Annotated in this window: 9 protein-coding genes and 1 tRNA gene; 8 read left to right on the top strand and 2 right to left on the bottom strand. The window is 35.8% G+C overall.

Annotated elements, in window-relative coordinates:
- Positions 1-163 precede the first annotated feature (163 nt).
- A complete protein-coding gene (locus O6P34_RS05280; RefSeq protein WP_269686280.1) occupies positions 164-562 on the top strand; it encodes a DUF2452 domain-containing protein in 399 nt (132 codons plus the stop codon).
- A 225-nt stretch (positions 563-787) separates the two neighbouring features.
- Here the strand turns inward: O6P34_RS05280 and O6P34_RS05275 are convergent.
- Positions 788-867 (bottom strand) — tRNA-Leu (locus O6P34_RS05275).
- A gap of 291 nt (positions 868-1158) precedes the next feature.
- Here O6P34_RS05275 and O6P34_RS05270 point away from each other — a divergent pair.
- The 7 genes from O6P34_RS05270 to bioB all read left to right on the top strand — a co-directional run bounded on the left by O6P34_RS05270 (position 1159) and on the right by bioB (position 8717).
- Positions 1159-2100, top strand: coding sequence for a ribose-phosphate pyrophosphokinase (locus O6P34_RS05270; protein WP_269686279.1), 942 nt, complete (start codon positions 1159-1161; stop codon positions 2098-2100).
- A gap of 89 nt (positions 2101-2189) precedes the next feature.
- Positions 2190-2801: a 50S ribosomal protein L25/general stress protein Ctc gene (locus O6P34_RS05265; protein WP_269686278.1), complete on the top strand. Its 612-nt coding sequence runs from the start codon at positions 2190-2192 to the stop codon at positions 2799-2801.
- Positions 2802-3056: 255 nt separating this feature from the next.
- On the top strand, positions 3057-3731 hold the full coding sequence (gene pth, locus O6P34_RS05260) for an aminoacyl-tRNA hydrolase (RefSeq protein ID WP_269686277.1): 675 nt from the start codon (positions 3057-3059) through the stop codon (positions 3729-3731).
- 156 nt (positions 3732-3887) lie between these two features.
- Positions 3888-5945: a M43 family zinc metalloprotease gene (locus O6P34_RS05255; protein WP_269686276.1), complete on the top strand. Its 2058-nt coding sequence runs from the start codon at positions 3888-3890 to the stop codon at positions 5943-5945.
- Positions 5946-6043: 98 nt separating this feature from the next.
- Positions 6044-6973, top strand: a complete 930-nt coding sequence (locus tag O6P34_RS05250; protein ID WP_269686275.1) for a bifunctional riboflavin kinase/FAD synthetase — start codon at positions 6044-6046, stop codon at positions 6971-6973.
- A 116-nt stretch (positions 6974-7089) separates the two neighbouring features.
- Positions 7090-7527, top strand: a complete 438-nt coding sequence (locus tag O6P34_RS05245; protein ID WP_269686274.1) for a hypothetical protein — start codon at positions 7090-7092, stop codon at positions 7525-7527.
- Positions 7528-7631: 104 nt separating this feature from the next.
- Entirely contained in the window at positions 7632-8717 is a 1086-nt protein-coding gene (gene bioB, locus O6P34_RS05240; RefSeq protein WP_269686273.1) for a biotin synthase BioB, read from the top strand.
- A 58-nt stretch (positions 8718-8775) separates the two neighbouring features.
- Here the strand turns inward: bioB and O6P34_RS05235 are convergent, their stop codons facing one another.
- Positions 8776-12690, bottom strand: coding sequence for a DUF8693 domain-containing protein (locus O6P34_RS05235; RefSeq protein ID WP_269686272.1), 3915 nt, complete (start codon positions 12688-12690; stop codon positions 8776-8778).
- Positions 12691-12773 lie beyond the last annotated feature (83 nt).

The following is a 12773-nucleotide window of genomic DNA, read 5'->3' as shown; positions in this document are numbered from 1 at the left end:
TTATGTATTTATCCAAAAGTTAGCCGAATTCCACCTCTTTTGCAGAACACTGATGGTTTAAAATAATATTTATTGTAGCTTTGACAAACTGTTTCACAAAATAGGAAATACACTTTTAGATTCTAACCAAAAAACATGATCTAAGTATCTTAACAACCAATCCATGGAAAAGAAAAAACCAGATAACGTAGTATATTCAGAACAAAAAGGGTATAATTCAAGCGTATTACCTTATGCTACTAATGTGGGAGCACCTGTCATAAAAACAGATAATATAGTAGCGTGGAAAACTAGAGGAATTCACAACGTAAACAAAGAATTTGAGAATAAGTTCAATGAACTTAAAGCAGAATATCAAAAATTGATGGAAGAATATAAATGGAACGAAATCGTATATAATGCTAAATTTTCGTTTGAACCGGTAATCGGCGAGACGTATCACATGTATTTAGGTGATGATGACGTATCCTTTTTATCGCTAATATCTCCCGAAGAATGGAATAAAGAATTCATTGCTTCTTTCAAACTCAACAGTGATAAAAAATGGATTTTTATCAAATAAAGGAATCGCAACCAATATTACAATTCATTTATATGCTTTAAATAATAAGCGGCCAGTTCCAATAATCCCTCTTTATAAACACTGTTTTATTTCTGGTCTTTTTCTCCCTATGAAAATGAGTAAAAACAAACCAAATAAACCTTGGTTAACGAGTATTTTTCTAATTAACCATTAATGTGTATCTGATTAAAACCAAAAAAACCGCTTCTTTCGAAGCGGTTTTTGTACCCGGAGCCGGAGTCGAACCGGCACGGTTTCCCACAGGTGTTTGAGACCAGCGCGTCTACCAATTCCGCCATCCGGGCTTAGCTAGACATGAAATAACAACAGTTATTTCAACGCAATAAAAGAGGAGATTGTTTATAAATCAACCATCGATTCCTTTAACACGGTGCAAATGTAAAAAATAATATTAAATGTTCAACTAAAAATACTTAAATTTTTCCTTTCAGAGTTGAATAAATTTTATAAATTTGCACCTCCGTAAAACGGAACACACTAACTAACTACACCCGAGGCTAATACAAACACAAGGCTTTATTCGAACAACAAAGTCAAACTGTAAGTAGCGCAGCGGAATAAAAACAACAAATTAAATGTCACACCTAGAACCAGAAGCTAAAATTTTTGCGTGTTCACAAAGTGTATATCTAGCCGAACAAATCGCAGAAGCATACGGAATCCCATTGGGTAAAATCACCACTTCTAAATACAGTGATGGTGAATTTCAACCTTCTTACGAAGAGTCTATCAGAGGATTACGTGTTTTTATTGTTTGTTCCACTTTTCCAAGTGCCGACAATTTAATGGAATTGTTATTAATGATTGATGCCGCAAAACGTGCTTCAGCAAGACATATAACAGCTGTAATTCCTTACTTTGGTTGGGCAAGACAAGACAGAAAAGACAAACCAAGAGTTCCGATAGGAGCTAAATTAGTAGCCAATCTATTGGATGCTGCGGGTGCAACAAGAGTAATGACAATGGATTTGCATGCAGACCAAATACAAGGTTTCTTTGAAAAACCAGTAGATCATCTTTTTGCCTCAACTATCTTTTTACCTTATGTAGAAAGTTTAGGTTTAGACAATTTGACGATTGCTTCTCCAGACATGGGAGGTTCAAAAAGAGCATATGCCTATTCTAAATTTTTATCTTCGGATGTAGTTATTTGCTACAAACAAAGAAAAGCAGCCAATGTAATTGACACCATGGAATTAATTGGTGAAGTAAAAGGAAGAAATGTAATTTTGGTGGATGATATGATTGACACCGGAGGCACATTGGCGAAAGCCGCCGATTTAATGATGGAAAAAGGAGCATTGAGCGTAAGAGCAATTTGTACACACGCCATCTTATCCGGAGATGCTTACGAAAAAATAGAAAAATCTCAATTATTAGAATTGATCGTTACCGATTCTATTCCGTTGAAGAAAAAATCGAATAAAATAAGAGTGTTGAGTTGTGCGCCTCTTTTTGCCGAAGTTATGCACATGGTGCACCACAACAATTCCATTAGTGGAAAGTTTATAATGTAAGACTTAAGTCTTAAAATTATAAAGTCATGCCGATAGCCAAATGCTAAAAGCCAAACAAGTAATATTATTAATAACTATATTTTTTTACAATGAAATCGATTACAATTAAAGGATCAGAAAGAGAAAGCGTGGGTAAAGTTGCGACTAAAGCCTTACGTAATGCTGGATTGGTTCCTTGCGTATTATACGGAGGAAATCAGGCAGTTCATTTCTCAGCAGAAGTTATGGCTTTCAAAAACTTGGTTTACACTCCAAACGCACACACAGTTGTGATTGATCTTGGAAAAGGAAAATCATTCAATGCCATTTTACAAGATATTCAGGTTCACCCTGTATCTGACAAGATTTTACATATTGACTTCTTTCAATTATTTGATGAAAAAGAAATCACTATGGAAGTTCCTGTAAAAATCGTTGGAACATCTAAAGGTGTTCTTGCAGGTGGTGTTTTACGTTTGAACACTCGTAAATTAAAAGTAAAAGCTTTACCGGCAAATCTTCCAGATTTTGTTGAAGCTGACATTACTCCACTTGAAATGGGTAACAAATTGTACGTTACGAAACTTGTTTCTGACAAATACAAATTGATGCACCCAGACAACACTGTTGTTTGTCAAGTAAGAATTTCTCGTGCAGCTATGAAAGCAGCTCAAGAAGCAGCAAAAGCAGCAAAAGCTCCTGCAAAAGGAAAGAAAAAATAATTTTTTTCACACATTCAAGAAAGCATCAGTTGCAAAACTGGTGCTTTTTTTTGCTTTATACTTTTTTAGGAGCACACTATTAGTTTTCAAAACAACTTCCCTCCTGCTGTACGTTCTATCTTTCCTGCCGAACACCGGCATAAAAGGATGCCACTTCCATCAGGGCTATCCTGAAATACTTTATTTATAATCCCCTTTTCTAAAAATCCAACCCGCTAATTAGTGCATTATTCTAATTAAGTCTATTTTTGCATCATGATAAAATGGATAACAAAACTGTTTTTATCAACAAAAACAGCAGACAATACAGATTATAGAAAACCAGAGGTTCTCGAATACCAAAAAAACAATATGAAAAGCGTGAGTAATAAATTTCTAATCGTTGGACTAGGCAACATCGGTGCCGAATACGTAAATACCCGACACAATATCGGTTTTAAAATAGTTGATTTTTTAGCCAAAAAAGAAAGCCTTACTTTCGAAACCGTAAAACTGGGCGCATTGGCCGAATACAAGTACAAAGGCAGAACCTTTTTCCTCCTGAAACCCAACACGTACATGAATCTCAGCGGCAAAGCAGTTAAATACTGGATGGACAAGGAAAACATTCCACAGGAAAACATCTTAGTCATTACCGACGATTTAAACCTCTCATTCGGAACCATCCGCATCCGAAAAAAAGGCAGCGACGGCGGACACAACGGACTCAAAAACATCAATCTGATCCTGAATTCACAAGAATATGCTCGTTTTCGTTTTGGCATCAGCGATGAATTCAAAAAAGGAAAACAAATAGACTACGTGCTAGGTGAATGGGATGATGCCGAGAAAACCGCACTCCCGGAACGTTTAGAATTAGCTTCGGAAATCATAAAATCTTTTGGAACAGCCGGATTAGAAAATACCATGACCACATTCAACGGGAAATAAAAATTCCAGTCTAAGCACCATTGGACTAACGGATTATACCAACAAATTATTTACATAAATTTCATTATTTTGAACTTTTAAGAATTAATCACTCTTCTAAATTTACTACATTTGATAAATATTTTTGTACATCCAAAAACAAAAACCAATTCTAATATGAAAATTTGTACTCTAATTTGTTTTTTTACGCTTTGCCTTACTTATGGGCAACAAAAACAGGGTGTAAAAAACAACCTCTCTATACCGGTAAAGAGTACTAAAATAAACTCTGAAAACGGATACTCCAGATGCTTAACAACCGAGTATGAAGAATTCCTGAGAGTAAAAAATCCACAGCGATTAAGTCCTGCGCAATTCGAGAACTGGATTGCTCCAATTATTGCAGCACAAAAAGAAAACAGTAAAAACAGCAGAACACAACAAGTTGTATTTAATATTCCGGTGGTAATTCACGTCATTCATAATGGCGATCCTATTAACACAAGCGCTTCCCATACTGGAGAAAATATTTCTTATGCACAAGCCGCTTCTCAAATTACGGTATTGAACCAAGATTTCAGGAGAATGCTTGGTACACCGGGGAATGGATCAACAGGATATAATTTAGGTGTAGATTGTGAAATAAACTTTGTATTGGCACGACAAGATGAAAACGGAATCCTTACCAACGGTGTTGACCGAGTTAATATGGGACAAACCAGCTGGTCTGTAGAAGATATCGATGCAATTGTAAAACCTCAAACACAATGGGATCCTACAAAATATTTAAACATGTGGGTCGTTAGACTGTCCGATGAAACTTTACTTGGATATGCTCAATTTCCTTCTAATTCAACTTTAGGAGGTATAAACACAAACGGAGGATTAGCCAATTCAGACGGAGTAGTTGCCAGTTATAACGCTTTTGGAACTATAGCTGCAAATGACGGCACTTTTGAAATGAATCAAAGCTACAACCTTGGCCGAACTATGACTCACGAAGTTGGACATTGGTTGGGTTTAATACACATATGGGGCGATGATGCAACATGTACGGGTAACAACAACACTTCAGGCGATTATGTCACAGACACTCCCGATTCAAATATAGAGAATTACACTTGTGTGACCGTTTCACATTGCATCGGAAATGACATGATTGAAAACTACATGGACTATACAAATGATGCGTGTATGAACACTTTTACGGCAGGACAAAAAGCCCGTATGGTTGCCGTAATGACCAATTCACTCAGACGAAAAGAATTACCAAGCTCTACAGCCGGTACTCCCGGAACAGCCTATACTCATGACGCAAAAATTGCAAACATTGCAGTTACCGTTGACGGTTGCAAGACTACATTTTCACCGTCAATAACTATTGAAAATAGAGGAACAACAACTTTAACCACTGTTCCCATTACCTATAGTCTTGATAATGTTTCTCCAAAAACCTATACTTGGACAGGCAGTTTACCTCAATATGCAACAACCGACATCAATTTAAGCGCAATAGCCTCTACGGCCGGAGCACACATTTTTTACGCAACAATTAATACGGCAAACAATCAAACCGATTTAAATGCTACTAATAATGCGCTGTCTAAAGCGTTTACACAAGAATCAAGTTTTAACGTTACCACAACAACTGTAAAACTGGATTTGCAATGTGACAGAGATGGTACCGAAACCACTTGGACCTTAAAAAACAGTACTGGAACCACCCTTTACAGCGGAGGGCCTTATAAAGATTCCCCAACATCAATAATCTTGAACCCTGTAGAAAACATAACTTTTGCTTTAACAAATGGAGAATGCTACACCTTTACAATATACGATTCGTTTGGCGATGGAATTGCTACTAACGGCGGAAAAGGAAGCTACATTTTAAAAGATGCGAATGGTGTTGAATTTACCTCTGGCGGAGTATTTACATTTAGTGAATCTAAATCATTTTTGATTGCTACATTAGGAATTCAAGACTTTGAAGCCTCAGAAGGAATTTATGTGTATCCAAATCCTTCCAAAGGAATTTTAAACGTAAAAGTTTCAAACCTTTTTGGTTTACCGGATAGTCTTACTATCAGCAGTTCTTCAGGCCAAATTATTTATACCAAAAAAGTTTCGGCACAAGAAGACTTGTCAATAAACACCTCATCCTTAAGCAATGGCGTTTATTTTATAACCGTTCTAAAAGACAATAAGAAAAAAACACTCCGATTTATCAAAGAATAAACTCCTTATAGAAAATTACAGAGGATTGATTTATTTCAATCCTCTTTTTTTTATCTGTTATTATTAGTATAAATTTGCAGCATTATAAAACAGTTAATTTGAAGATTTTTCATTCTATAAACGATTTCAGTTCTCCGAAAAAGACAATCCTTACCTTGGGTACCTTTGATGGTGTGCATATTGGTCACAAAAAAATCTTGGAAAAGATTACACAAAATACAGAAAACGAAAAATACGAAAGTTTAGTTCTCACTTTTTTTCCGCATCCAAGGATGATTTTACAGGAAGAATCTGCTATTAAACTGCTCAACACTATAACCGAAAAAATAGATTTATTAGAAAAAACCGGTATTGAAAATCTGGTTATCCATCCTTTTGACGAAAGTTTTTCACGATTGACGGCCGAAGAATTTGTTCGGGAAATTCTGGTAGAACAATTTCATATTCAAAAAATAATCATTGGCCACGATCATCGTTTTGGAAGAAATCGTACTGCAAATATTGATGATTTAATAGATTTTGGAAAAAAATACGGCTTTGAAGTAGAACAAATATCGGCACAGGAAATCAATGAAATTTCTGTGAGTTCCACAAAAATCAGAAATGCACTGGAAGAAGGAGATATTGTCTTGGCCAATAAATACCTGGGTTACAACTATTTTTTGACCGGAACCATAATTAAAGGCAAACAATTAGGCAGAACAATAGGTTTTCCTACCGCTAACCTGAAAATCGAAGAAAATTACAAGCTTATTCCCAGAAATGGCGTTTATATTGTTTCGAGTATAATCAATAATAAAACTGTATTTGGCATGATGAATATCGGTTTTAATCCAACAGTTGACGGTGAAAACCAGACTATCGAGATTCACTTTTTTGATTTTGAAGCAGATTTATACCACCAAAAAATAACCGTTTCTTTACTTCACAGAATTCGTTCCGAGCAAAAATTCGATTCGGTTGTTCTTTTAAAAGAGCAACTAGAAAAAGACCGTAATTATGCAAAAGCCTTTTTAAACAAATTGTAGTGATTCTAAAATTCTTTTGACAAACGTCAATATATCCATGTGGTTTTTGTAAATTTGGTAGTTAACCAATTGTTTATCAGTGAACTATTATTTTTAACTTTTTAAAAACGAATCACATGAAACTACCAAAAGAATTATTAAACGGAATTCTCATCTTCATCGGAATTGCTCTTTATTTTTTATTGATGACTATTTTGGGATATGAGAATGTTACTTTCTTACGCGTATTCAACATCATTTTTGTTTTTTATGGTGTCAACCGAACCATTCAAATGAACCTAGCCGAAGGTAAAAAAGTTTTTGTCACTAATGCTGTTTCTGCAATGATGACCTCACTTGTAGGTGTTTTGCTAAGCATCATTGGATTACTCATTTACAGCAATATGAAAGGAGGAGATTCTTATGTGCAATCCCTTTCGGAAACCTTTTTATTTGGCGGAAATCCTACCGTAAACACTTATTGTATTTCTTTATTATTTGAAGGGATTGCTTCCACAATAATTGTCACTTTATTGTTGATGCTATACTGGAATGACCGTCATGTTGCCGACTGATTTTAGATAGATTTTAAATTAGTATTATCCTTCTTTTTCACGGGTTTCGGCATTGCTTGTTTAAAACAATTTGATTACTTTTGGGGCACTAAAAAATCGTATCGATGAGTATTACAAAACACAACTGGACAAAAGACGAAATTATTGCAATTTACAATAAACCCTTAATGGATTTGCTTTTTGAAGCAGCTACAATTCACAGGGAAAATCATGATCCGAACGTGGTTCAAGTTTCTACTTTAGTATCGATAAAAACTGGTGGCTGCTCAGAAGATTGTGGTTATTGTCCGCAAGCAGCGCGTTACCATACGGATATAGAAGGAAACGATTTGATGTCTGTAAATCAAGTTAAAGCTCAGGCTTTAAGTGCAAAATCAAGTGGTTCTTCTCGTGTATGTATGGGAGCAGCGTGGAGAAATGTAAAAGACGGCCCTGAATTTGACCAAGTATTGGAAATGGTTCGTACCATCAACAAATTAGACATGGAAGTATGTTGTACACTTGGAATGATTACCGAAAATCAAGCGCAACGTTTAGCCGAAGCTGGATTATATGCTTACAATCATAATTTAGATACCTCCGAAGATTATTATAAAGAAGTAATCTCTACGCGTGGTTTCGAAGACCGTTTACAAACTATAGAAAATGTTCGTAAAACGAGCGTGACGGTTTGTAGTGGTGGAATAATTGGAATGGGAGAAAGTATTGAAGACAGAGCCGGAATGCTAGTGGCGCTTTCTACGTTAAACCCACAACCAGAATCTGTGCCTATTAATGCATTGGTTGCCGTTGAAGGAACTCCATTAGAAGAAGAAAAACCAATAGAAATATGGGAAATGGTTCGAATGGTTGCCACTACCAGAATTGTTATGCCTCAAACTCAAGTACGTCTTTCGGCAGGAAGAACAAACATGAGTCGTGAAGGTCAGGCGATGTGCTTTTTTGCTGGTGCCAATTCTATTTTTGCTGGTGATAAATTACTTACTACTCCAAATCCGGACGTAAACGAAGACATGAAAATGTTTGAAATGTTAGGTTTAAAACCACAAAAACCATTTACAAAAGTAGTTCAGCCACAAACGGTAGAAGCAGCAGATTCAAAATTTGCCGCTTTGGGAGAAAAACCAAAATGGTCAAGACCAGGACATACTATCGAAAGAAACCTTGAAGCATCTGTTAAAGGAAAATAAATATTTTACACTCTATAAAAAACCCATCCGGTTACCGTGATGGGTTTTTAGTTTTTTACTAATACATGATTTTTCCTGTAACTGTTTTTCCGTTCTGTAACGTGGTTTTCACTAGACTCATTTGACGGCTTGAATCCAAATCAAACACCGTTAATTCTTTACAGTTCACATCCGTTTTTTGATACACTTGCTTTCCCGAAAGATTGTAAACAACTACTTTATCAATTCTTTCGTCCAAAGAACTGATTTGTATTTGTTTGTCATTATGAAATATTAAAACTGTATTTTCTTTTTGTTCAACGGCCGAAATTCCTAGATTTTTATCCCTGTAGCGCAAAACAAAACGATCCTTAAATAATCCTTTTTCCGTAAAAAAGGAATACGCTTCTTTTTGTAAATCATGAATTATATTGATTTGTTTGTCCTCAATAAAAATGGATTGATTCTTTAATACTCCATCAACTTCATCAATATTGATACTAAAAATCCCTTCGATAGCGGTTTTGTAACCTAAAGGTACCTCATCGGTTTCTTCAAATGGCAATGCTCTGGCTTGAATGACTAATTTAGTTTCTTGATTAAGACTATAAAAATCTAAAAATGCATTCCCATTAAAACTTTTAGCATCTAATAAATCATCCTCATTATTACTGGCTCCTGTTGCATAACCAATTAAAATTTGTTTGAAAGCACCTTGATCATTCGACAGATTCAACCAAATACGATGTTTTTCGATTACTGCTAAAGATTTTGTATTCCGAATTCCATTTGACTTAAAAAAAGAAGCATTTTGTCCCACAATACGCATAGTATTATTAAAAACAGCATTTCCGCCACCATTTATTCCCTTTACAAAAAAAGCTTGACCAGAAGCAATTTTCCCATTTGGCTTTGCATTGTTTATACCGGAATTCACCGCAGAACTTGTCCCAACTCCACCCAATAAATTATAAACCGCATAATCATTTGAAGTATAAACATTGTTTGCAAAGGCAGTATTATGTGTCCAAAGATAAACCGTTCCTTTAATAACACTGGAATTCGCTGCCAAAAACAAATCAGCATTTATCGCTGAAGGATACGGATTTCCGATAAGATTTGAAGTGCCTGTCGTACCTATTGAAGCAGTAACGATACCGTTATTAGGCATCCCTTTAAACACAGATTCATAAATTGCAGGAACTGTTTCCGAAAAACTTTCGGGCCCTCTTATAATATATCCTTTACCGGAATCCATAGTATTGGTTACTGTCTCTTGTATCCAATTTGCAACATTAGGACCAAAAGAGTAAAATTTATCAGGAGACGAATCTGGTGAAACAGCTATCAATTGCTGGTTTGATACGGGAGAAGACCAATAAGTATAATCTGTTTTTAAAATTGGAGTAGTTTTCCTTTTAACCTCAACTACGCCCGTATTAATCATTTCGTCATCCGATTGATAAAATGCGGCAGTATCTTCTAAAATCAAAGTTCCGGAACCTATATAATTAAAACTTAAACCTAAAGTCATAGCACTTGGAACAACAACTTTTTTCCCTAAGTCAATGGAGCAATTGCAACCATTGGCCGAAGCCAAAAATGTAAAATCCTCGTGAAAAAGCAACTCTTTCTCTCCCGAAGGCAAGCCATTACTCCAAACAGTTCCATTCCAAACCGAACTATTTGTACACAATTTTATTCGTGCCACACGATGTTTCGTTATTCCGGAAACCGAATTAAAGTTACCGCCAATCAACACTTTATTTTCTGGCGTGAAGCAACTGCTAAATAACGTTCCATTCAGATTTACTGAAAAAGTAGTATCATAGACCCCATTAGACAACAACCGTAACATTCGTTTTACGGCAACTCCGTTGTATGTTCCCGAAAAAGTTCCGCCAATTAATAACCGATTATCGGGTTGAACCAAAATTGTCCTGATTTCTCCATTGCTAAATCCTGCTCCAGTCGTAAAAGTAGCATCAAAACTACCATCCGTATTCAATCTTACAATCCGTTTTACAGCGACTCCGTTATAATTTAAAAATGTTCCTCCAACAATCAATTTATTATCTGATTGCAGCGCTAAAGTATAAACATATTTATCAAAACCTGAACCAACCGAAAAACTAGAATCAATACTTCCATTAGTATTCAAACGAACTAAACGATTACACAAACTACCATTAAAAAAAGCAAATCGTCCTCCCACTAAAATTTTTCCATCCGTCTGAATCAAAACTGTTTCTACAATTGCATCGGCACCAAGACCAACATTAAAACTGGAATCTAACGTCCCATCAGGTAATAATCGAGCAATTCTATTGATTAAAACACCATTATAATTCGTGAAATTTCCCCCAACTATTGTTTTCCCGTCGAGCTGCAGTGCCAATGTATAAATTTGATTATTAAACCCTGTCCCGGAATTAAAAGTAGTATCCAAAGTTCCATCAGCTAAAATCCGGGTAATTCTATTTACTGCAATTCCATTATAATGTGTAAAACTACCTGCAAAAATGATTTTATCATCAGGTTGTATAAAGGCGGTTTTAATTAAAGCATCAGCGCCTAAACCTGCTGTATTAAAAGTTTCGTCTAAAGTTCCGTTGTTTGATAATCTGGCAATTCTGGGAACGCTTACGCCATTAAATTTCGTAAAATTTCCAAAAATCATCGCACTATCATTTGGCAAAGAAAGTATTTTCACCACCGAATTGTCAAACCCAACACCTGCCGTTAAATACCCAACATCAAGAGTTCCAAGGGCATCAATTTTAGCCAATCTTCCTTGATTTTGAGAATCAAAAATCGAAAAAGAACCGCCAACATAACAAGAACCATCTAAATCTGTAACCAAAGAATATACCGTTGCAGAAAAGGGTCCGGCTCCAATATCAAAAATCGGATTGATTACGCCAGTTGCATTCAACAGCGCCAATCGATTCACATCGGATCCATTATAAGTATCCGTAAACGAACCGCCAACCATAATTGAACCCGAGGCATTTACTTGAATCACTGCCACACCACCATTATTGAATCCCAAACCAGAAATAAAACTGGCATCAATAGAACCATCCTGATTTAAACGCACTATTCTATTGGCCACCGACCCATTATATACTGTAAAAATACCTCCAACCAAAATTTTACCGTCGGGTTGTAAAGTCAAAGCCGTTACCGTATCATTAAAACCAGTTCCAATGGCAAAAGTAACATCAACACTACCATTGCTATTTAACCGGACTATTTTGCTGCTATTGGGAAATCCGTTGAAAGAGTCAAAAGAGCCCGCCACAAGTATCTTTCCATCAGATTGTATTTGAACTTCTTCGACCAATCCGCTTGCTCCTGTACCAATATTAAAAGTAGAATCCAGATTTCCGTCAGGTAAAATTCTCGCCAATCGATTTGCGGTTATACCATTGTATTTTGTAAAACTCCCTACAATAATAATATTTCCGTCGGGTTGTAAAGCAGTTGCGTAAATGATTCCTGTGTTTGAGGCTATTGAAGTGTTAAAAGTTGCATCACGCGAACCATTGGCATTCAAACGGATTAAACGCCCTGCAGCCGTACCATTAAAAGCTGTAAATGACCCACCAAGAACAATTTTTCCGTCAGGTTGAATAGAGGAGGAATATACTTTCGCATTAAAACCAGCCCCTAAATCAAATGACACGTCTTTTGTCCCATCCGAGTACAGACGACACAAATAAGGAGTTGTGGCACCGTTAAAATTTAAATAATCACCGCCGACAATTAATTTTCCATCAGCTTGTAACGAAACTGTTCTTACCGCATTATCAAAACCATCTCCCAATAATCCGTCATCATATGTATTAAATTGGAGATCAACTTTGCCTTGTTGGGAATAAATGGAATTAAAAAAAAGAAGAATAAACACAATCAAAAACCAAATTTTGGTTCTACTCTGCATCAAAAAAAGTGATGTGTTTTTTTGCTTAACCTGTGGGGGAAATATCATAAGCAGTTTTTTAGCGTTATTGATTCGACTTGTTTTTAAAGCCGAATCAATTCCAAATATAAAAACATTAGTTTATTCCTACA

The organism is Flavobacterium lacustre, from assembly GCF_027474525.2.
GTDB classification, from domain to species: domain Bacteria; phylum Bacteroidota; class Bacteroidia; order Flavobacteriales; family Flavobacteriaceae; genus Flavobacterium; species Flavobacterium lacustre.
Note: the sequence above shows the minus strand (reverse complement) of the source record. Positions and strands in the feature narration are given on the sequence as shown.